The sequence below is a fragment of the Streptomyces sp. NPDC005302 genome (assembly GCF_040607345.1).
Taxonomy (GTDB): Bacteria; Actinomycetota; Actinomycetes; order Streptomycetales; family Streptomycetaceae; genus Streptomyces.
In genome coordinates this window covers 268,114-288,306 of record NZ_JBEXGN010000001.1, presented here as the reverse complement: position 1 = coordinate 288,306, position 20,193 = coordinate 268,114, and the positions used below count along the sequence as shown (strand labels likewise).

Below are 20,193 nucleotides of genomic sequence, written 5' to 3'. Positions count from 1 at the left end.
AGCGAGCACCGACCACGACGAGCGCGCCGCGGCGGAAGCCGGTTCCGCACCGGACGGTGAAGCGCCCGCGGACCGCCGCCGCATCGGATGGTTCGCGATGATCGTCAGCGTCTTCGGCGAACTGCTGATCACCACGGGCCTGGTGCTCGGACTCTTCGTCGTCTACTCGCTGTGGTGGACGAACGTCGTCGCCGACCGGGCGGCCCACCAGCAGGGCGACAAGGTGCGCGACAACTGGGCACAGGGCAGGGGCCCCAGCGGTCCGGGCGCCCTCGACACCAAAGCGGGCATCGGCTTCCTGCACGTCCCGTCGATGAAGAACGGCGAGGTCCTCGTAGAGAAGGGCACGTCGACGAACATCCTCAACGACGGTGTCGCCGGCTACTACACGGACCCCGTCAAGTCGTCCCTCCCGACGACCGGCAAGGACGGCAACTTCACGCTCGCCGCCCACCGGGACGGCCACGGCGCCAAGTTCCACAACATCGACAAGGTCCAGAAGGGCGACGCGATCGTCTTCGAGACCAAGGACAAGTGGTACGTCTACAAGGTCTTCGGCATCCTCCCCGAGACCTCGAAGTACAACGTCAAGGTCCTTCAGACGGTCCCCCAGCAGTCCGGGAAGACGAAGCCGGGCCACTACATCACCCTGACCACGTGCACCCCGGTGTACACCTCCCGCTACCGCTACGTGGTCTGGGGCGAACTGGAACGCGTCGACAAGGTCGACAACGCCCGGACGCCGCCGAAGGAAATGCGCTGAGTCCACGGGCATGGAGGACATGACGAAGGGGCCCGGTACTCCGAGGAGTACCGGGCCCCTGTCTGATGGCCTTGCCTGTTTCAGCGGCTAGTTACCGCCGATGAACCCGCCGCCGCCGTTGTCGTTCCCGCCGTTGTTGCCACCGATGTTGACGGTCGTGAGCGTGACCGTCGTGTTGTCCGGACTGTCGACCGGGCTGTTGCCGCCCGGGTCCTGACTGATCACCGTGGCGCCGTCGCTTCCGTCACTGCCCGGGGCGAACTGGATGTTGTTGAAGCCCGCCTGCTGCAGGATCTGCTTCGCCTCTTTCACCTTCTTGCCGGCGACGCTCGGCACGGCCGACTGTTGCTTGGCCTTGCCGATCTGGATCTGCACCTTGGAGCCGGGGTCCGCCTTGTTGCCGGCGGTGGGTGTGATGGCGACGACCTTGCCGACCAGGTTCTGGTCGTCGGTCTCGACGTCGGTGCACTCACCCACGAGGTTGCTGGCCGTCATCTGGGCCTTGGCCTGGTCGCAGTTCTTGCCGGAGACGTCGGGGACGGTGGACTGCTTCTTCTCCCGGGCGATGGTGAGAGTGATCGTCGACCCCTTCTGCACCTCTTCGCCGAGGTCGGGATTCTGCTCCAGGACGGTGCCGGCCTTCTCCGCGGACTCCTCGGACTTCGTCTTGACGGTGAACTCGTACTTGTCACCTGTGAGGATCTGCTTCGCTTCATCGAGCAACTTGCCCGTGACGCTCGGGACGGCCACCTTCGGTGCTCCGGTGGAGACGACGACGTCGATCGTGTCGCCCTTCTTCACCGTCGCGCCCAAGGCCGGGTCCTGGGAGCAGACGTTGCCCTTCGGCTCCTTCTCACACGGCTTCCGTGTGGGGGAGAGCGTCAGATCGCGGTTGTCCGCCATCTTCTGGGCGTCCGCGTACTTCTGGCTGACGAAGTTGGGCACCTCGAACGATTCGTCGCTGCCGGCGCCGTTGCCGCCGACCAGGTACTTGCCGATCAGGATCGCGCCGATCAGCACCAGGACACCCGCGACGACCAGGAGGATCGTCGAGGTGTTGTTCTTGTTGCTCTTCTGGCGACGGCGGTCCGGGCGGTCGTCGTAGCCGTAACCGCCGTCGTCCGGGTTCATCGGCGGCAGCATCGACGTGGCCTGCGCGTCCGAGGAGCGCAGGGCCGTGGTCGCCTGGTCGTCGCCGTACCCGCCGTATCCGACGGAGCCCATGGCCGCGGAGGCCGCGACGGGCTGGCCGTCGAGGCAGGCCTCGATGTCGACGCGCATCTCGTCGGCCGACTGGTAGCGGTAGTCGGGATCCTTGACGAGGGCCTTCAGCACGATCGCGTCCATCTCGGGCGTGATCTCGGGGTCGAAGACCGACGGGGCCTGCGGCTCCTCCCGGACGTGCTGGTACGCGACGGCCACCGGGGAGTCGCCCACGAAGGGCGGACGCACGGTCAGCAGCTCGTACAGCAGACAGCCCGTGGAGTAGAGGTCCGAGCGGGCGTCGACCTGCTCGCCCTTCGCTTGCTCCGGGGAGAGGTACTGGGCGGTGCCGATCACCGCGGCCGTCTGCGTCATCGTCATACCGGAGTCGCCCATGGCGCGGGCGATGCCGAAGTCCATGACCTTGACCTGGCCGTTGCGCGTCAGCATGACGTTGGCCGGCTTGATGTCACGGTGGACGATGCCCGCGCGGTGCGAGTACTCCAGGGCCTGGAGGATCCCGATGGTCATCTCCATCGACCGCTCGGGCAGCAGTCTGCGGCCGGAGTGCAGCAGCTCGCGCAGCGTGGACCCGTCGACGTACTCCATCACGATGTACGGGATGGAGGTGTTGTCGATGTAGTCCTCACCCGTGTCGTACACGGCGACGATCGCGGGATGGTTGAGCGAGGCGGCCGACTGGGCCTCCCGGCGGAACCGAGCCTGGAACGACGGGTCACGCGCGAGGTCAGCTCGCAGCGTCTTCACCGCCACCGTGCGCCCCAGCCGGGTGTCATGCGCGAGGTAGACCTCCGCCATGCCACCACGGCCGAGCACGTGGCTCAGCTCGTACCGGCCGCCGAGGCGACGCGGCTCTTCCATAGCTACCTACCAGCCCTCTCCGTCGGTCCCGACCGCACCTTTGTGTGGTCCGGCGGTGTGCTGTCCGGGCATACCGTACCCGGATCGCCTTCTGTGACCTGGCCAAGACCGTCACCCGTGACAGGACCGGTATCGCAACGTGCACCGATGTGAAGGGGACGTGATCGGGGTCACTTCTTGCTGTCGATGACCGCCTTCATCACGTTCCTCGCGATGGGAGCGGCGAGACCGCCACCGGAGATGTCGTCGCGGTTGGCGCTGCCGTCCTCGACGACCACGGCGACGGCGACCGGCGAGCTGCCGTCCGCGAGCTTCGCGTAGGAGATGAACCAGGCGTACGGCTTCTCGCTGTTGTCGACGCCGTGCTGGGCGGTACCCGTCTTGCCGCCGACCGTGTAGCCGGGGATCGCCGCCTTGGTGCCGGTACCGCCGGGCTTGATCACCGTCTCCATCATCGACTGGAGGACCTGGGCGTTCTTCTCACTGAGCGGCTGGCTCAGCTTCTCGGGGTCCGTGTGCTCGATGACGTCGAGGTTGTGGGTGCTCAGCTCGCTGACCATGTACGGCTTCATCAGGGCGCCGTCGTTGGCCACCGCGGAGGCCACCATCGCCATCTGGAGCGGGGTGGCGGCGGTGTTGTACTGGCCGATCGAGGAGAGCGCGGTCTGCGAGGGGTTCATGTCGTCGGAGAAGACCGAGGAGCTGGAGCGGACCGGCGTGAACTGCTCGGAGCCGAAGCCGAACTTCTTGGCCTCCTCCAGCATCTTGTCGTTGCCGAGGTCCGAACCGACCTTGCCGAAGACCGTGTTGCAGGACACCCGGAGCGCGGTGCGCAGGGTGGCGTTCTTGCACGGCAGGTTGCCCTCGTTGGGCAGCTTGGTCGTGGTGCCCGGCATGGTCCACGGGTCCGGGGACTTCGTGTTGGTGTCCGCGTCGGGCACGAGCCCGTTCTCCAGCGCGGCCGCGGCGGTGACGACCTTGAAGGTCGAGCCCGGCGGGTAGGTCTCGCGCAGCGCCCGGTTGAGCATCGGGTCGTCGGGGTTGTTCTTCTTCTGGAGGTCGTTCCACGCCTTGGAGTCGGTGGTCGTGGAGTTGCCCGCGAAGGTCGACGGGTCGTACGAGGGCGTCGAGGCCAGCGCCAGGATCGCGCCCGTCTTGGGGTCGATCGCGGCGACGGCGCCCTTCTTGTCGCCGAGCCCCTGGAAGGCCGCCTTCTGCGCGGCGCCGTTCAGCGTCGTGACGACGTTGCCGCCCTGCTTCTTCTTGCCCGTGATCATGTCGAGCGTGTTCCGGAAGAAGAGCCGGTCGTCGTTGCCGGTGAGGATGCCGTCGTCGATCTTCTCGAGCTGGTTGGCGCCGAAGGCCTGCGAGGCGTAGCCCGTGATGGGGGCCCACATCGCGCCGTCCTTGTACGTGCGCTTGTACTCGTAGTCGCCCGTCTTGGACTTCACGGATCCGGTGATCGGGTTGCCGTCCACGATGATGTCGCCGCGCGGGGTGGCGTACCGCTCGATGTTCACGCGGCGGTTGGCGGTGTCCGTACGCAGCTCGTCCGCCTGGACGTACTGGAGCCAGTTGTCGCGGATGAGCAGGGCCAGGACGAGCAGCCCGCAGAAGATCGCGATCCGGCGCAGGGGCTTGTTCACGGGCGGACCACCTGGGTCATCTCGGCGTCGGGGTTCGGGGCGGGCGCGGGGGCCGGCCTGCGCGCGGTGTCGCTGATGCGGATCAGGATGCCGATGAGCGCCCAGTTGGCGATGACGGACGAACCGCCGTACGCGAGGAAGGGCATCGTCATACCGGTCAGCGGGATGAGGCCCATCACACCGCCGGCGACCACGAAGACCTGGAGCGCGAAGGCGCCGGAGAGGCCGACGGCGAGGAGCTTGCCGAACGGGTCACGGGCGGCGAGGGCCGTGCGGACGCCGCGCTCGACGATCAGGCCGTAGAGCACCAGGATCGCCATGATCCCGGCGAGGCCCATCTCCTCGCCGAACGTGGCGAGGATGAAGTCGGAGTTGGCGGCGAACCGGATCAGTTCGGAGTGGCCCTGGCCGAGGCCGGTGCCGAGGGTCCCGCCGGAGCCGAACGCCCACAGGGCCTGCATGGCCTGCTCGGAGTGGACTCCGGGAGCGCCCGACTGGCTGAGCTTGTACTCCCCCATCGGGTTGAGCCAGGCCTGGACACGCTGCTGGACGTGGGGCTCGAAGCTGGCCACGCCGACCGCGCCCGCCGCCGACATCAGCAGACCGAAGACGATCCAGCTGGTCCGCTCGGTGGCGACGTACAGCATGATGATGAACATTCCGAAGAACAGCAGCGACGTACCGAGGTCTGTCTCGAAGACCAGGATGAGGATCGAGATGAACCAGACGACCAGGATCGGGCCGAGGTCGCGGCCGCGCGGCAGGTAGAGACCCATGAAGCGGCGGCTGGCCAGGGCGAGCGCGTCGCGCTTCACCATCAGATAGCCGGCGAAGAAGATCGCCAGGACGATCTTTGCGAACTCACCGGGCTGGATGGAGAAGCTGCCGACGTGGATCCAGATCTTGGCGCCGTAGATGTTGGCGCCGAGGCCGGGGACGAGCGGCAGGAGCAGCAGCACCAGGGCGCCGACCATGGAGATGTAGGTGTAGCGCTGCAGGACGCGGTGGTCCTTCAGGAACACCAGTACGACCACGAAGAGTGCGATGCCGAGCGCGGTGTACATCAGCTGGCGGGGCGCCGCGGTGCCTGCCTGCTTGATCTGCTGGAGCAGCTTGGACTGGTCGAGGCGCCAGATGACGACCAGACCCAGCCCGTTCAGCAGCGTGGCCACCGGGAGCAGCAGCGGATCCGCGTACGGAGCGAACTTCCGCACGACGATGTGGGCGACGGCGGCCAGCAGGCCGAGACCCAGGCCGTAACTCAGCAGCCCCGCGGGCACCTGGTCGTCGATGGCGAGGCCCACGTTGGCGTAGGCGAACACCGGGATGACAACGGCGAACACCAGCAAGGCCAGCTCGGTGTTGCGTCGGCTCGGTGCGCCGATCGATCCGATCGTGGACGTGTGGTGCGTCGGCGTGTTCGTACTGCTGCTCATCGTGTGACAGGGCCCCTCACGGCTTCTTACTGCTTACCGCACAGCGAGACCAGCTTCTGCTCCTCGTCGGAGAGGCTGGGGCCGGGTGTGGGAGTGGGTGCGGTCTTGGACGGGGAGGACGAAGGAGTCGGACTCGGCGTGGACGTGGCCTTGGACGTCAGGGAGGTCTTTGTGGTTCCCGCGGTCCCACCGGCCTCGCCCGCACCGGTCTTCGCGTTGTTCTCGCTCTCGGCGGCGCGGCGCTGCGCGTCCTTCTGGCATGCGGAGGCCTGGACGGAGAGCTCGTCGACCTTGGACCTGGCGTCGCCGAGCCCGCCTTCGGCGATGGTCTCCTTGACCTGCTTCTGCTGGTACGGCGGCAGGTACTTGAGTTCGATCTCGGGGTGATCCTTCTCCACCTTCGAGAGCGAGACCCAGGCGAGGTCCTGGCTGATGCCGCGGTACAGGGCCACGTGCTCGCCCTTGGTGCCGACGTAGTACTGCGTCTGCGTCCAGCGGTAACCGCCGTACAGGCCACCGCCGATGACGGCGAGCGCCAGGACGGTGAAGAAGGATCTCTTCAGCCACCTGCGGCCCTTGCGCGGCTTGACGAAGTCCTCGTCCGAGTAGTCGCCGAAGCCGCCCGTGGACACGTAACCGGTGGTGTCGCCGCTGCCGGGCGGGCCGAACTCGCCGCCACCGCCCTGTCCGGGGACCTGCCGGCCGAGGCTGGAGGCACGTCCGGCGGGCGTCTGCATCGCGCCGTTGTCCTGCAGTTGGAGCTGGTTCTCGGCGACGGCGCCGACCACGACCGGGGTGTCGGAGAGCTGGGCGGCGAGGGTGTCGCCGGAGTCGATGTCGAGGACGTCGGCCACGATGACGGTGATGTTGTCCGGGCCGCCGCCGCGCAGCGCGAGCTGGATGAGCTCCTGGACGGTCTCCTGCGGGCCCTGGTAGCTGGCGAGGGTCTCCTCCATGGTCTGGTGGGAGACGACGCCGCTGAGGCCGTCGGAGCAGATCAAATAGCGGTCGCCGGCGCGGACTTCGCGGATGGAGAGGTCCGGCTCGACGTGGTCGCCGCTGCCCAGCGCGCGCATCAGCAGGGAGCGCTGCGGGTGGGTGGTGGCCTCTTCCTCGGTGATGCGTCCCTCGTCGACGAGGCGCTGCACCCAGGTGTGGTCCTGCGTGATCTGCGTGAGCACGCCGTCGCGCAGCAGGTACGCGCGGGAGTCGCCGACGTGGACGAGGCCGAGGCGCTGGCCCGTCCACAGCAGGGCGGTGAGCGTGGTGCCCATGCCCTCCAGCTGCGGGTCCTCCTCGACCATCAGCCGGAGCTGGTCGTTGGCGCGCTGCACGGCGGTGCCGAGCGAGGTGAGGATGTCGGAGCCGGGCACGTCGTCGTCGAGCGCGACGATGGTGGAGATCACCTCGGAGCTGGCGACCTCACCGGCGGCCTGGCCGCCCATCCCGTCGGCGATCGCGAGCAGCCGGGGACCGGCGTAGCCGGAGTCCTCGTTGCCCTCGCGGATCATGCCTTTGTGCGATCCGGCGGCGAAGCGCAGTGACAGACTCATGCGCACCTCGCCCGTCGGCTCCGGGTACATCCGCACGGTGCCCACCCTCCGGTCGGGAGCGCGCCGGCATCCACCACGTGGACCGCCGCCGCGTGCTCGCTCCGCTCGCGCTCATTCATGACGTGGCACTACTTCCGCAGCTCGATGACTGTCTTGCCGATGCGGATCGGCGCGCCCAGCGGAACGGGCGTGGGGGTCGTCAGTCGGCTCCGGTCGAGATACGTGCCGTTGGTGGAGCCGAGGTCCTCGACGATCCACTGGCCGTCCCGGTCCGGGTAGATCCTGGCATGCCGGCTCGACGCGTAGTCGTCGTCCAGCACGATGGTGCTGTCGTGGGCACGGCCCAGGGTGATGGTCTGCCCCTGGAGGGCGACTGTCGTGCCCGTGAGGGTGCCCTCCGAGACGACCAGCTTGGACGGGGCGCCACGGCGCTGCCGGCCGCCGCCGCTGGGCGGCTGCTGCTGGCGCTGCTGCGGAGGCGCGGCCTGTCGCGCGGCCTGCTGAGGCCGTTGGGCCTCCCGGCGCGAGCCGCGCTGTGTGACGCGCGTTCCGAACAGGTCGCTGCGGATGACCTGCACGGCCACGATCACGAACAGCCACAGTACGGCCAGGAAACCCAGCCGCATGACCGTGAGGGTCAGCTCTGACATTGCCCCCGCTTCACCCTTCGGCTTGCCGGTAAATGATGGTGGTGCTGCCCACGACGATCCGCGAGCCGTCGCGGAGCGTAGCGCGGGTGGTGTGCTGCCCGTCCACCACGATGCCGTTGGTGGACCCGAGATCCTGGATCGTCGGGGGCGTTCCGGTCCGGATCTCACAGTGCCGGCGCGATACGCCGGGGTCGTCGATCCGCACGTCGGCTTCGGTGCTGCGGCCCAGCACGAGCGTCGAGCGGGAGATCTGATGGCGTGCGCCGTTGATCTCCACCCAGTGCCGCATACGGGCACCCGCCGCGGCAGCGGCCGGGGGCCGGGCACCCGCGGGTGCCGCGCCCGCACGGCCGCCGGGCGGCGGCGCGGACGGCATGGGGGGAGCGGCCGCGGGCGGGTAGCCGTAGCCACCCTGGGCTGCGCGTGGTGCCGCCGGGGCGGGGCCCGCGGGGGCACGCTCCGGGGACTGCTGGTTGGCGGAGGAGGCGAGCGTACGGCTGCGCACCCGGTACAGACCGGTGTCGAGGTCGTCCGCCTTCTCCAGGTGGACCTTGATGGGTCCCATGAAGGTGTAGCGCTGCTGCTTGGCGTAGTCGCGGACCATGCCGGCGAGCTCGTCGCCCAGCTGGCCGGAGTACGGGCTGAGGCGCTCGAAGTCCGGCGTGCTCAGCTCGACGATGAAGTCGTTGGGGACGACGGTCCTGTCGCGGTTCCAGATCGTGGCGTTGTTGTCGCACTCGCGCTGCAGCGCTCCGGCGATCTCCACGGGCTGGACCTCGGACTTGAACACCTTGGCGAAGGTGCCGTTGACCAGACCTTCGAGACGCTGCTCGAACTTCTTCAGGACTCCCATGGGGCACCTCCTCCTGCGTAGCCGTCCTGGTACAGCTTGCTGTCGTCGTCTACCTGATCCTGCTGGCCTTGCTGGTACTGCTTACTGATCGTATCCACGCGTCGGGAAATCGGCTGGTTCCCCCTGTCGGCCCGGTCGACAGGTTGTCGACGCCTTCGGAAGTCCCCTCCGCACGTTCCCTGAGAGGGCCCTCTTCGAACTCTTCCCGGCACTACTCCTGCCATGGATCGTAGAGGCGCCTCGCGACCAGTGTCCCGCACCTGACTGTGCGGCCCGTCCGGCTCCTGGGGAGATGGGCAGGACCGGTACGAGGTTGATACGTGAACCGGTTCGGTCTGAGACGTGTGGGGCGGAACGGTGTCGTAGTGACGGAGCCGGCCGGTTCCGGAGGGGAGGCCGCGAGGGGTACAGGCCGGGCGGCACACGGGCACCGGGGCCGGGGACGCCGCACGCCGGGAGGTGGACGGCGGGTGCCGGGGGCTGGGAAAAGGGATGTGAATCCACCCCTGACAGCGTGCTAATCTTCTGGATGTCGGCAGGCGCTCGCACCACTCGGTGGGAGACGGACGACACACTCACTGCGCGAGTGGCGGAATGGCAGACGCGCTGGATTCAGGTTCCAGTGCCCGCAAGGGCGTGGGGGTTCAACTCCCCCCTCGCGCACAGCTGAAAGCCCCGCAAGTCTTCGGACTTGCGGGGCTTTTGCGTTGTCCGCATCGGTGCTCGCGATGGTCCTGGGTGGTGCGCCGGCCGGAACCGGCGCGGATCCGGCCTGGAACCGGCCGCTCGCCGCCGGGGGCGCGTGATGGTTCGTCACGGCCGGTCCGGATCGTCGCCCCGCCGGGAGCCCTGATGTCGGCGCGGTAAGTGTGACGATGGTCTCAGATGCCCGGCGGCGGGCTTCCCTCTCGTCGGCCGATGAGCGGTTTCCGGCGAAGTCCCGTGAAAAGCGGGCGGACCCACCACGGAAAGCGCGCCGAGCCCCGCAGGGCAATGGGAGTGGCCCTGCGGGGCTCTGTGGCGTCGCCTACGGGTGGGCGGCGGGATGCGGATGGCCGGTTGTCCCGGCCGCGGGGTTACGCGGCGACGCGGTGCGCGACGTCCTTCGCCTTGGCGGCCGCGTCCTGGAGGGCCTTGTCGCGGGACGCCTCGAAGAGGGGGACCAGCTCGGACATCGCCGGGTTGCTCGGCGCCATGGTGAGCTCCGGGACGATGAAACCGAGGTCCATCTCGAGCATGTCGCGCAGGACGGCCTCCAGGTAGTTCTGCACGTACTCGAAGCCCGCGCGCGGAGTGCCCGGCGCGTACGAGCCGCCGCGGCTGGCGACCACGGTCACCGGGGTGCCCTTGATCTTCGACTCCTCGGTCATGGCCGTGCGGCCGATCAGCACGACGTTGTCGAGCCACGCCTTGAGGGTCGAGGGGATGGAGAAGTTGTACATCGGGGCGCCGATCAGGATCGCGTCCGCGTTCTCCATCTCCTCGATGAGCTTCACGCGCGCGGTGAAGGCCTCGGCCTGCTCGGGGCTGTGGGTGTCGGGGGCGGCGAATCCGGCGGTGTGGGCCTCGGCCGTGATGTGCGGCACGGGCTCGGCGGCGAGGTCGCGGTAGATCACCGTGCCGTCGGGGTGCTGCTCCAGCCAGGCGGTGCGGAAGGCGTCCGTCACGGCCCGCGAGGTGGAGGCGCTGCCCGGGAAAACGGACGAGTCGATGTGGAGGAGGGTGGCCATGGGGATCTCCAAGGAGAGCGATGTGAACCGGTGGCGCCCGCCGGCCCGGGGAGGGCCGTGGGGCGGAGCCCGGGCGGGCTCTTGGTGCCGAGACCGGTCGACCTGGTGGGGACGGGCCCGGTCAGGGCTGCGGAAACGGATCCAGGGCAGGGCGGTGCATGGACGGCGACGCGAAGTCCTGGAGGGCTTCTCATTCGTACCTAACTAGAGATAACACAGCTACTTACTTTTTTTCATCCCCTTGTGTGGACGCAGTACGCTGGAGGCATGGCAGAACCGGGAAGCCACGACGCGGGGCCGTGCCAGAAGGTCGACGACGGCATGACCCGTGTCTTCACGCTGCTCGGAAAGCGCTGGACGGGCCTGGTCGTCGCGGTTCTGATGCAACATCCCGTCCACTTCGCCGAGTTGCGTCGGGCGATCCCTGGAATCAGCGAGCGGATGCTCTCCGACCGGCTCACCGAACTCGCCGTGGCCGGCCTGGTCGTGCGCGAGGTCAACGAGGGGCCTCCGCTGCGGGTTGCGTACCGCCTGACGGAGGCGGGGGCGGCACTGGAACCCGCGCTCAAGGAACTGGGTGCCTGGGCGGAGACGTATCTGCCGGGGAGCGGTCCCTGTCGGGGCGAGCCGCGGAAGTAGGCCGGAGCGGGGCGTGACCGACGTCTCGCGAGCCCGGTGCAGGTGATCTGCCCGGCCCGGGTCGCGTGCGGTCCGTGCCGGGTGCCGGCCGAGTTGTCCACAGGGTCTGACGCGTGTCCACGACCGGCTGTACCGTCGGCACGAGTTGATGTTCGTGTGCGGGGGAGGCGGTCGTCATGGCCGAGGTCGGTTCAGCGGGGTCGGAGCAGCAGGCGGTCGCGGCCGTGCCGGACGAGCGGTCCGAGGTCGTCCGCGCCGCGGGATTCGACGGGCAGGACGACGGTGCTCGGGCGGAGCGTCCCGCCTCCGGCACGGAGCCGCGGGAGCCCGCGGAGCGTGCGGACGGACTGTCCTCGACCGCGAGTGCGCCTCTGCCCAAGGTGGTGTCCCTGTCCGAGCGCCGACCGGCCGCGGAGGGCGCCCGGAGCCGGGGATTCGGCGTCCCGGGCTTCGCCGCCTGGCCGACGCAGGCGTCGCCCAAGGCCGAGGGGAAGGCCTTGCGCGTACGGGTGCCCCGCACCGCACACGCCGAGCTGACGTCGGACGCCGACCGGCCCGACGCCGTCTCCGCGGTCGAGGAGTCCAACCGCGGCCGGCTCTCCGATCTCACCCCGATACGGGTCGGCAGAATGGCCGCCACTCCCTTCGCCTTCCTGCGTGGTTCGGCCGGCCTCATGGCCTACGACCTCGCCCGCACCCCCATGACCGGCATCAGCGCCCAGATCTGCGGTGACGCCCACGCGGCGAACTTCGGTCTGTACGGCGACGCGCGCGGCGGCCTCGTCATCGACCTGAACGACTTCGACGAGACGGTGTACGGCCCCTGGGAATGGGACCTCAAGCGGCTCGCCACCTCGCTCGTGCTGGCCGGCCGGGAGGCGGGGGCGGACGAGGACACCTGCCGTGCCGCCGCGTACGACACCGTGGGCGCGTACCGCCGCACCATGCGCCTGCTGGCCAGGCTGCCGGTGCTGAACGCCTGGAACGCCATCGCCGACGAGGAACTGGTCTCCCACGCCGACGCCCACGATCTGCTCGGCACCCTGGAGCGGGTCTCCGAGAAGGCGCGGGGCAACACCAGCGGGCGGTTCGCCGCCCGGTCGACCCAGGCGGTGGAGGGCGGTGGACGCAGGTTCGTGGACGCGCCGCCCGTGCTGCGCCGGGTGCCCGACGCGGAGGCCGCCGCCGTCGCCGCGTCGCTGGAGCACTACCTGACGACGCTCTCGGAGGACCGCCTTCCCCTGCTCGCGCGTTACGCCGTGCACGACGTCGCCTTCCGCGTCGTCGGCACGGGCAGCGTCGGCACCCGTTCGTACGTCGTGCTGCTGCTCGACCACCGCGGCGAGGCGCTCGTCCTCCAGGTGAAGGAGGCCCGTGCCTCGGCGCTGCTGCCGCACCTGGCGACGGCTGGGCACCGGATGCCCGAGGTGGCGCACGAGGGCCGCCGGGTCGTCCTCGGTCAGAAGCGGATGCAGGTGGTCAGCGACATCCTGCTCGGCTGGACCTCGGTCGACGGTCTCCCCTTCCAGGTACGCCAGTTCCGCAACCGCAAGGGCAGCGTCGACCCCGCCGCCCTCGCCGCGGACCAGATGGACGACTACGGCCGCATGACCGGTGCCCTGCTGGCCCGCGCCCACAGTCACAGCGTCGATCCCCGGCTCATCTCCGGCTACTGCGGAAAGAAGGAGGAGCTCGACGAGGCCGTCGCCTCCTTCGCTGTCGCCTACGCGGACCGCACGGAGGCGGACCACACGGCCCTGGTGGAGGCGATCAGAACCGGCCGGATCGCCTCCGAACCGGGAGTCTGACCCGGCGGAGGCGTCAGTGCTCCCGGTGGTGATGGCGCCGTCGGGATGATCGGGGCGGTTGGGGTCTTTGGGGCCGTTGTGGCCGGTCAGGTGGGTGGAGAGGTGGGGAAGACCGTGAGCCGCGGGGGAGCGTGGCCTACGCTGGTCGGGTGACGACCCCGGAAGCCGATCAGAGCCAGTCCGAGCCCACCATCGAGAGGGGCCGGGAACAGTCCGGTGCTCCGGCGGGCGAGGCGCCCCAGGCATCCCCCGGCGACGGCGGTGGTCTCTCGGACGCCGAGGCCACGCAGAGTGCGGAGGCCTCCCCGGACGACGGGAACGCCGCCGCGAGCGAGGCCGATGGTGAGGCCGGGGCCGGGGGCGACGCGACGGCCGAGGTCCCGAGCGAGGACGCTCGGCCCGAGGCGCGGCTCGAACGGGCCGTGCGGGCCGCCGAGCAGGCGTTGATCGAGTTCGAGATCGCCGTGGAGACCTTCCGCGTCGAGGTCGACAACTTCTCCCGGCTGCACCACCAGAAGCTCGGCCCGATGTACTCCCGGCTCGACGAGCTGGACGCCGACATCGCCGAGGCGCGCGCTGCCCGCACCGGTGACGCGGAGGACCTGCGCAAGGCGCAGGAGGCGCGGGCGCGGGTCATGCCCATGCCTGGCGTCGAGGAACTGTTGCACGGCTGGATGGACTCGGACGGCCTGTTCCCCGAGGCCGTCGCGATGCTGACGGAGCAGCCCGTGCGGCCCCCGCAGCGGGTGCGCCCCAGCGAGGAGGCCCGCAAGTTCTTCCGCGAACTGGTCCGCAAGGCGCACCCCGACCTCGCGCAGGACGAGGACGAGCGCAAGCGCCGGGACGAGTTCATCTCCCGCGTGAACGCCGCGTACGCGCGGGGGGACGAGAAGCTGCTGCGGGAGCTGGCCGAGGAGTGGGCCGCCGGACCCGCGCCACAGGAGTGGAAGCCGACCCGCAGCGAGGAGCTCTACGCCCGCCTCGAATGGCTCGCCCAGCGCAAGGAGATGCTCACCTTCGTCGCGCGCGAACTGGAGGAGAGCGCCATCGGCGCCATGCTCAAGCTGGCCCCCGAGGACCCGGACCGGCTGCTCGAGGAGATCGCCGAACAACTGCTGACGCAGGTCGGCGAGCGTGAGACCGAGCTGGCGGAGCTGATCGCCCAGGCTCCCTGAGTCTCCGGCCCGGCGAGGCTCCCGGGGCCGTACCGTCGGCCCGGTCGGGTAGCGTCGGAGGCATGAGTTTCGGAGCTGGTGTGCCCACCGTCGGGGTCGACAATCTCACCGTCGACGACTTTCTGCTGGACGTCCGGGAGGACGACGAGTGGGAGGCAGGTCATGCCGAGGGGGCACTGCACATCCCCATGAGCGAATTCGTGGCCCGGTACGGCGAGCTGACCGAGGCGGCGCCGCAGGACGGCCGGGTCAACGTGATCTGCCGCTCCGGTGGACGGTCGGCCCAGGTCACGCAGTACCTCGTCCAGCAGGGCATCGACGCGGTGAACGTCGAAGGCGGCATGCACACCTGGGAGGCCACGGGCCGCCCCGTGGTGAACGACAAGGGCGAGTCCGGCTTCGTTCTGTAGCTGTAGCTGTAGCTGTAGCTGTAGCTGTAGGTCTGCGGTTCCCGGTTTTTTGTTGTGGCCGTGGGCGGTCGGTTCCGTGCTGCGGCCCGGAACCGACCGCCCACAGCCGCGATGTCCTGTGCTGTCGCCTGTCGCCTGTCGCCTGTCGCCTGTCGCCTGTCGCCTGACGGATGCGCGTGTCCGCTTGGTGGGTGTGCGGCCGTCAGCCCAGCGGATGCGCCGCCAGCAGATCGCCCAGGGCTTCCTCGTGAGCTGCCGCCGGGCCCAGGGACAGTTCCAGGTGCTTGGCCCAGGCGTGATAGCGGTGGAGGGAGTAGTCGGTGTCGGCGCCGAATCCGCCGTGCAGGTGCTGGGCGGTCTGTACGACTCTGCGGACGCCCTCGGACGCCCAGATCTTGGCGACGGCCACGTCACCGGAGGCGGGGAGTGCGCCGCCGGCCCCCGTGCTGATCCGCCACGCGGCCTGCCAGAGGGTGGCCTCCATCGCCCGCAGGTCGATGTAGCGGTCGGCGGCCTGCACGGCGACCGCCTGGAACGTGGCCACCGGGAACCCGAACTGCTCCCGCTTGCCGGTGTATTCACTCGTCATCCGGAGCACCGCCTCGCCGAGGCCCAGCGCCTGGGCGCAGGTTCCGGTGGCCAGCAGCTCGCGCAGCCACTCCCAGGCACCCTCCGCGTCGATGACATCCCGTGAGGCCACCCGCGCGGAGTCCAGGCGCAGTTGGCCGAGCCGCTCGCCGGTCGTCGAGATCTGCTCGGCGAGTACGGCCCCTTCGAGGTCTCGGTTGACCAGGGCGAGGACGGTCCGGTCGGTGTCGGTGTGCGCGGGGACGACGATGTAGTCGGCGCCGTAGGCCCAGGGGACGGCCGTCTGCGTGCCGTCCAGCAGCCAGGCGTCACCGTCCCGCCGCGCGGTCACGGCCCGTTCGGCCGGTTCGTGCCCGGTCCTGCCACTGGTGGCCACCGTCAGGACGAGTTCGCCCCGGCCCGCGCGGGGGAGCAGATCGGCCTTCGACTCCGGCCCGCCGTACCGCTGCACGGCCAGGGCCGCCGCGCTGCTCTCCAGCAACGGAACCCGCGCCAGCACCTTCGCGGACTCCCGCAGCACCAGGCACAGGGCGACCGCGTCGAGGCCGGCCCCGCCGTACTCCTCGTCGAGCAGCAGGCTCAGCAGGTCCGCGGCGGCGAGCTTCGCCCACAGCTGCCGGTCGAAGTCCGCGGCGACGGCGCCCGCGGTGAGAGCCGGACTGGGGACCCCGTCCGGAACGACCCCGGCGAACACCGCTTTCGCCGCCTCGACCGCCGCCTGCTGCTCCTCGGTGAAGGTGAAGTCCACGATCCCGTCCTCCCGCACGCGCCGGACCACCGACCAGACAGGACGCCTGATCTGACGGAGCGTCAAGATAGAACAGGTTCTACGAGAAGGGAACGGGCGGGGGCGGACGCGGCTTCCCGACGACCTACGACCGACGACCGACGACCGGCGACCGGCGACCGGCGATCGCCGGGCACCGATCGCCTGCGGTCGCGGTCACCCCCAGGGAGTCACCGTCATGGGCAGAGTCGCCGTCACCGGCGGGGCCGACCCGAGGGACGGCCCCGTCGGGCTCAGCGGTCGAAGTCCAACTCCACTTGTTCCGTGGACGGGTGGGACTGGCAGGCCAGCACATAGCCCGCTTCCGTCTCCTCCGGTTCCAGGGCGAAGTTGCGGTCCATCCGCACCTCGCCCGAGACCAGGAAGGCGCGGCAGGTGCCGCACACGCCGCCCTTGCAGGCGTAGGGCGCGTCCGGCCGGTTGCGCAGCACGGTCTCCAGCAGGGACTCGCCGTCCTGGACGGGCCAGGTTCCGCCGCGTCCGTCGAGCCGCGCCGTCACCGTGCTGTGCGCGGGCGCCGGTATGACCGAGACGGTCGCCGTCCCCGCGTCCACATGGAAGATCTCCTGGTGGATCCGTCCCCGGGACACCCCCAGTCCGCGCAGCGCTCGGTCGGCGCCTTCCACGAGGCCCATGGGCCCGCACAGGAACCATCCCGCGACGTGGTCCACGGGGAGCATCGCGGGGAGCAAGTGGGTCAGCCGCTCCTGGTCGAGCCGTCCGGACGGAAGTCCGGCCTGCTGCTCCTCCCGGGAGAGGACCGTCACGAGCTGGAACCGCTGCGGATAGCGATCCTTGAGGTCCGCGACCTCCTCCAGGAACATCGTCGACGCCGAGGTGCGGTCGCTGCGGATCAGGCAGAACCTGGCGTCCGGGCGGTGGGCGAGGAGAGTCGAGACGATCGACAGCACCGGGGTGATCCCGCTGCCGCCCACGACCGCCGCGTACAGACCGTCGGACGGCTCCAGCGTGAAGCGTCCCGCCGGAGTCATCACCTCGATCTCGTCCCCGACGGCGATCTCCTTGAGCGCGTGGGTGGAGAACACCCCGCCGTCGACGAGGCGCACACCGACGCGCAGGGTGCGTGGTCCCTCGCCGCCGGGCGTGGGCGCCGCTGAGCAGATCGAGTAGGTGCGCCGGATCTCCGTGCCGTCGATCGTGCGGCGCAGGGCGAGATGCTGGCCGGCCGCGTGCCGGAAGTCCTCGCGCAGGTCGGCCGGCACCGCGAAGGTCAGGGCCACGGAGTCGTCGGTGATCCGGTCGACCGCGGCCACCGGGAGCGGGTGGAAGCGGGCCATCACAACTCCTTGAAGTGGTCGAACGGTTCGCGGCACGACAGACAGCGGCGCAGCGCCTTGCACGCGGTGGACGAGAAACGGCTGAGCAGCTCGGTGTCGGCCGAACCGCAGATCGGGCAGAGGATGCGCTCCAGCTCCAGCTCCGGCGCTTCGGCTCCGGCAGCGGCTTCGGCGACTGTGCGGGTGGCGCTCAGGGAGAGCGTCACGGGTCCCGCGGGGCGGCCGCCGCGGGGCGGCGCGATCCCGAACTCCCGCAGCTTGCGGCGCCCTTCGTCGGAGATGTCGTCGGTGGACCAGGCGGGGCTGAGGACGGTGCGCACGGACACGTCCCGTATCCCGCGCTCGTGCAGCACCCGCTCGATGTCCGTGGACATGACCTCGACGGCCGGGCAGCCCGTGTATGTCGGGGTCAGTTCGACCTCGACCGAGTCCGTGCCGTGGACGTGCACCGCGCGGACCACGCCCAGCTCGTCCAGGGTGAGGACGGGAAGCTCGGGGTCGGGCACGGAGCCGGCCAGCCGGCGCAGCTCCTCCTCCAGAGCGGTGGCCGTCACCATGACGCCCCCGGGTGGCTGCGGTGCAGGTGCTGCATCTCGGCGAGCATCCGTCCGAAGGACTCGGAGTGGACTCCCTGGCGTCCGGCGCCCGCGGTCCAGGCCCCGGACCGCGGTCCGTCGGGGACGGAGAGGGTGGCGCGGCGCAGGACGTCCGTCACGGACTCCAGCCAGGCGGCCCGCAAGGCATCCCAGTCGACGTCGAGGCCCTCGACGGGCTGGAACATCTCGCCGGTGAACCGCCACAGCGCCCGGCAGGCCCGGTCCATCCGCTCATGGCTGACGTCCGTGCCGTCGCCGAGGCGCAGCGTCCACTGCTCGGCGTGGTCCTGGTGGTAGGCGACCTCCTTGACCGCCTTCGCGGCGAGAGGAGCGAACTCACCGTCCCCGGAGGCGAGCTGGGCGTAGAGGAGCCGCTGGTAGGTGGAGAAGTAGAGCTGGCGGGCGATCGTGTGGGCGAAGTCGCCGTTCGGCTGCTCGACCAGCTGGAGGTTGCGGAAGGCGCGCTCCTCGCGGAGATACGCCAGCTCGTCCTCGTCGCCGGCGAGGGACAGCAGCACCCGGGCCTGGCCGAGCAGGTCCAGCGCGATGTTGGCCAGGGCGACTTCCTCCTCGAGGACGGGTGCGTGGCCCGCCCACTCCCCCAGGCGGTGCGAGAGCACCAGGGCGTCGTCGCCGAGGGCCAGGGCGGCGGTGGTGTTCACGGTGGTCGTCACAGGTGCTTCACCCCTTCCGGGATCTCGTAGAAGGTGGGGTGGCGGTAGGGCTTGTCCGCGGACGGCTCGAAGAACGGGTCCTTCTCATCGGGCGAGGAGGCCGTGACGGCCGCGGACGGGACGACCCAGATCGAGATGCCTTCTCCGCGGCGCGTGTACAGATCGCGTGCGTTGCGCAGCGCCAGCTCGGCGTCCGGCGCGTGCAGGCTGCCGGCGTGCGTGTGCGAGAGTCCGCGGCGCGAGCGCACGAAGACCTCCCACAGGGGCCAGTCGGTGTTCGTCATGCTCGGGTCGCTCCTGTCTCACCGGCCGTGCTCGTGGCGCCGCCGGTTCCGCTCGTGTGCTTCTTCGCGTACACCGCGGCCGCCTCCCGGACCCAGGCGCCCTCCTCGTGGGCGGTCCGGCGCTGGGAGATCCGCTGTTCGTTGCAGGGGCCGTTGCCCTTGAGGACCTCGCGGAACTCGGTCCAGTCGATGGCGCCGAAGTCGTGCTGTCCGCGCTCCTCGTTCCAGACGAGGTCCGGGTCGGGCAGGGTCAGGCCGAGGGACGCGGCCTGCGGCACGCAGATGTCGACGAAGCGCTGGCGCAGCTCGTCGTTCGAGTGGCGCTTGATCTTCCAGGCCATCGACTGTGCGGAGTGCGAGGACTCGTCGTCGGGCGGGCCGAACATCATCAGGGAGGGCCACCACCAGCGGTCCACCGCGTCCTGCGCCATCGCGTGCTGCTCGGTGGTGCCCCGGCTCAGGGCCAGCAGCAGCTCGTACCCCTGGCGCTGGTGGAAGGACTCCTCCTTGCACACGCGGACCATGGCGCGCGCGTACGGGCCGTAGGAGCAGCGGCACAGAGGGACCTGGTTGGTGATCGCTGCGCCGTCCACCAGCCAGCCGACGGCGCCGACGTCGGCCCAGGTCAGCGTCGGGTAGTTGAAGATCGACGAGTACTTCTGGCGGCCCGCGTGGAGCTTGTCCAGCAGTTCGTCGCGGCTTGTGCCGAGGGTCTCCGCCGCGCTGTAGAGATACAGGCCGTGGCCCGCCTCGTCCTGGACCTTCGCCATCAGGATCGCCTTGCGGCGCAGCGAGGGCGCGCGCGTGATCCAGTTGGCCTCCGGCTGCATGCCGATGATCTCGGAGTGCGCGTGCTGGGCGATCTGGCGGACCAGGGTCGACCGATACGCGTCGGGCATCCAGTCGCGCGGCTCGATGCGGTCGTCCGCCGCCACCGCGGCGTCGAAGACCGCCTCGTACGCCGCTGTGCGGGCCGCCTCCTCGGCGGCTTCGCCCGCCTGTGTGCGGGCCGTGTGGTGCGCTGCTGCCGTCGCCATGCGGTCCCCCTCGACCTCTCGCTCCCGACCGACCGATCGTTCGGTCCGCTCGCAACAATGGTCGGTCGCGCGCCGTAAGGTGTCAACCGCTGTGGATGACCTCGTGGGCGTCCGCGTGACCGTTGTGACGCACGGGACTGTGCGAGGCGGCCGGTGCTGAGTACGGTTCGCTTGCGAAACG

Annotated in this window: 18 protein-coding genes and 1 tRNA gene; 6 read left to right on the top strand and 13 right to left on the bottom strand. The window is 69.9% G+C overall.

What is annotated here, in order from left to right; translation table 11 throughout:
- The first annotated feature begins 97 nt into the window (after positions 1–97).
- Positions 98–763 (top strand): class E sortase, encoded by a 666-nt coding sequence (locus ABZT74_RS01245; RefSeq protein ID WP_356433029.1) that lies wholly within the window; start codon positions 98–100, stop codon positions 761–763.
- An 87-nt stretch (positions 764–850) separates the two neighbouring features.
- Here the strand turns inward: ABZT74_RS01245 and pknB are convergent, their stop codons facing one another.
- The 6 genes from pknB to ABZT74_RS01215 all read right to left on the bottom strand — a co-directional run bounded on the left by pknB (position 851) and on the right by ABZT74_RS01215 (position 8,986).
- The gene (pknB, locus tag ABZT74_RS01240; protein WP_356169115.1) at positions 851–2,848 is read right to left on the bottom strand and encodes a Stk1 family PASTA domain-containing Ser/Thr kinase; all 1,998 of its coding nucleotides are present in this window, start codon (positions 2,846–2,848) and stop codon (positions 851–853) included.
- Between the two features lie 170 nt (positions 2,849–3,018).
- A complete protein-coding gene (locus ABZT74_RS01235; RefSeq protein ID WP_355873311.1) occupies positions 3,019–4,494 on the bottom strand; it encodes a penicillin-binding transpeptidase domain-containing protein in 1,476 nt (491 codons plus the stop codon).
- Entirely contained in the window at positions 4,491–5,930 is a 1,440-nt protein-coding gene (locus ABZT74_RS01230) for an FtsW/RodA/SpoVE family cell cycle protein (protein WP_355873308.1), read from the bottom strand. The genes ABZT74_RS01235 and ABZT74_RS01230 overlap by 4 nt, the downstream gene beginning before the upstream one ends.
- Before the next feature lie 26 nt (positions 5,931–5,956).
- Positions 5,957–7,483: a Stp1/IreP family PP2C-type Ser/Thr phosphatase gene (locus ABZT74_RS01225; RefSeq protein WP_356169109.1), complete on the bottom strand. Its 1,527-nt coding sequence runs from the start codon at positions 7,481–7,483 to the stop codon at positions 5,957–5,959.
- A gap of 128 nt (positions 7,484–7,611) precedes the next feature.
- Positions 7,612–8,133 (bottom strand): FHA domain-containing protein, encoded by a 522-nt coding sequence (locus ABZT74_RS01220; RefSeq protein ID WP_356169106.1) that lies wholly within the window; start codon positions 8,131–8,133, stop codon positions 7,612–7,614.
- Between the two features lie 10 nt (positions 8,134–8,143).
- The gene (locus tag ABZT74_RS01215; protein ID WP_355873300.1) at positions 8,144–8,986 is read right to left on the bottom strand and encodes a DUF3662 and FHA domain-containing protein; all 843 of its coding nucleotides are present in this window, start codon (positions 8,984–8,986) and stop codon (positions 8,144–8,146) included.
- Between the two features lie 580 nt (positions 8,987–9,566).
- Between ABZT74_RS01215 and ABZT74_RS01210 the strand changes: the two genes are divergently transcribed.
- Positions 9,567–9,649 (top strand) — tRNA-Leu (locus ABZT74_RS01210).
- 413 nt (positions 9,650–10,062) lie between these two features.
- Here ABZT74_RS01210 and ABZT74_RS01205 read toward each other — a convergent pair.
- A complete protein-coding gene (locus ABZT74_RS01205) occupies positions 10,063–10,716 on the bottom strand; it encodes an NAD(P)H-dependent oxidoreductase (RefSeq protein WP_356432811.1) in 654 nt (217 codons plus the stop codon).
- 267 nt (positions 10,717–10,983) lie between these two features.
- On the opposite strand from ABZT74_RS01205, the gene ABZT74_RS01200 reads away from it, so the two are divergent.
- The 4 genes from ABZT74_RS01200 (at position 10,984) to ABZT74_RS01185 (ending at position 14,748) form a co-directional block, all read left to right on the top strand.
- A complete protein-coding gene (locus ABZT74_RS01200) occupies positions 10,984–11,355 on the top strand; it encodes a helix-turn-helix domain-containing protein (RefSeq protein ID WP_356432808.1) in 372 nt (123 codons plus the stop codon).
- 176 nt (positions 11,356–11,531) lie between these two features.
- The gene (locus ABZT74_RS01195) at positions 11,532–13,163 is read left to right on the top strand and encodes a DUF2252 domain-containing protein (protein ID WP_356432806.1); all 1,632 of its coding nucleotides are present in this window, start codon (positions 11,532–11,534) and stop codon (positions 13,161–13,163) included.
- Positions 13,164–13,312: 149 nt separating this feature from the next.
- On the top strand, positions 13,313–14,338 hold the full coding sequence (locus ABZT74_RS01190) for a hypothetical protein (protein WP_356432804.1): 1,026 nt from the start codon (positions 13,313–13,315) through the stop codon (positions 14,336–14,338).
- A 62-nt stretch (positions 14,339–14,400) separates the two neighbouring features.
- Complete coding sequence (locus ABZT74_RS01185; protein WP_355873286.1) at positions 14,401–14,748, top strand: rhodanese-like domain-containing protein; 348 nt, start codon at positions 14,401–14,403, stop codon at positions 14,746–14,748.
- A gap of 202 nt (positions 14,749–14,950) precedes the next feature.
- On the opposite strand, the gene ABZT74_RS01180 is transcribed toward ABZT74_RS01185, so the two are convergent.
- From ABZT74_RS01180 to paaA, 6 genes are all read right to left on the bottom strand, one after another.
- Entirely contained in the window at positions 14,951–16,084 is a 1,134-nt protein-coding gene (locus ABZT74_RS01180; protein WP_356433027.1) for an acyl-CoA dehydrogenase family protein, read from the bottom strand.
- Between the two features lie 272 nt (positions 16,085–16,356).
- Positions 16,357–17,421, bottom strand: a complete 1,065-nt coding sequence (locus ABZT74_RS01175; RefSeq protein ID WP_355873281.1) for a 2Fe-2S iron-sulfur cluster-binding protein — start codon at positions 17,419–17,421, stop codon at positions 16,357–16,359.
- On the bottom strand, positions 17,421–17,978 hold the full coding sequence (gene paaD / locus ABZT74_RS01170) for a 1,2-phenylacetyl-CoA epoxidase subunit PaaD (protein WP_356432802.1): 558 nt from the start codon (positions 17,976–17,978) through the stop codon (positions 17,421–17,423). The genes ABZT74_RS01175 and paaD overlap by 1 nt, the downstream gene beginning before the upstream one ends.
- On the bottom strand, positions 17,972–18,691 hold the full coding sequence (paaC, locus tag ABZT74_RS01165; RefSeq protein ID WP_356432800.1) for a 1,2-phenylacetyl-CoA epoxidase subunit PaaC: 720 nt from the start codon (positions 18,689–18,691) through the stop codon (positions 17,972–17,974). Before paaC ends, paaD begins: the two co-directional genes overlap by 7 nt.
- Positions 18,688–18,975 carry a 1,2-phenylacetyl-CoA epoxidase subunit PaaB gene (gene paaB / locus ABZT74_RS01160; RefSeq protein ID WP_355873274.1) on the bottom strand — a complete coding sequence of 96 codons (288 nt, stop codon included), beginning with the start codon at positions 18,973–18,975 and terminating at the stop codon, positions 18,688–18,690. The genes paaC and paaB overlap by 4 nt, the downstream gene beginning before the upstream one ends.
- Positions 18,972–20,012, bottom strand: a complete 1,041-nt coding sequence (gene paaA / locus ABZT74_RS01155) for a 1,2-phenylacetyl-CoA epoxidase subunit PaaA (protein WP_356169083.1) — start codon at positions 20,010–20,012, stop codon at positions 18,972–18,974. Before paaA ends, paaB begins: the two co-directional genes overlap by 4 nt.
- Positions 20,013–20,193: the final 181 nt, after the last annotated feature.

Coding starts and splice junctions, on each gene's coding strand:
- ABZT74_RS01245 (WP_356433029.1), top strand. CDS start 98: ATGATCGTCAGCGTCTTCGGCGAACTGCTGATCACCACGGGCCTGGTG.
- pknB (WP_356169115.1), bottom strand. CDS start 2,848: ATGGAAGAGCCGCGTCGCCTCGGCGGCCGGTACGAGCTGAGCCACGTG.
- ABZT74_RS01230 (WP_355873308.1), bottom strand. CDS start 5,930: ATGAGCAGCAGTACGAACACGCCGACGCACCACACGTCCACGATCGGA.
- ABZT74_RS01225 (WP_356169109.1), bottom strand. CDS start 7,483: ATGAGTCTGTCACTGCGCTTCGCCGCCGGATCGCACAAAGGCATGATC.
- ABZT74_RS01220 (WP_356169106.1), bottom strand. CDS start 8,133: ATGTCAGAGCTGACCCTCACGGTCATGCGGCTGGGTTTCCTGGCCGTA.
- ABZT74_RS01215 (WP_355873300.1), bottom strand. CDS start 8,986: ATGGGAGTCCTGAAGAAGTTCGAGCAGCGTCTCGAAGGTCTGGTCAAC.
- ABZT74_RS01205 (WP_356432811.1), bottom strand. CDS start 10,716: ATGGCCACCCTCCTCCACATCGACTCGTCCGTTTTCCCGGGCAGCGCC.
- ABZT74_RS01200 (WP_356432808.1), top strand. CDS start 10,984: ATGGCAGAACCGGGAAGCCACGACGCGGGGCCGTGCCAGAAGGTCGAC.
- ABZT74_RS01195 (WP_356432806.1), top strand. CDS start 11,532: ATGGCCGAGGTCGGTTCAGCGGGGTCGGAGCAGCAGGCGGTCGCGGCC.
- ABZT74_RS01185 (WP_355873286.1), top strand. CDS start 14,401: ATGAGTTTCGGAGCTGGTGTGCCCACCGTCGGGGTCGACAATCTCACC.
- ABZT74_RS01175 (WP_355873281.1), bottom strand. CDS start 17,421: ATGGCCCGCTTCCACCCGCTCCCGGTGGCCGCGGTCGACCGGATCACC.
- paaD (WP_356432802.1), bottom strand. CDS start 17,978: ATGGTGACGGCCACCGCTCTGGAGGAGGAGCTGCGCCGGCTGGCCGGC.
- paaB (WP_355873274.1), bottom strand. CDS start 18,975: ATGACGAACACCGACTGGCCCCTGTGGGAGGTCTTCGTGCGCTCGCGC.
- paaA (WP_356169083.1), bottom strand. CDS start 20,012: ATGGCGACGGCAGCAGCGCACCACACGGCCCGCACACAGGCGGGCGAA.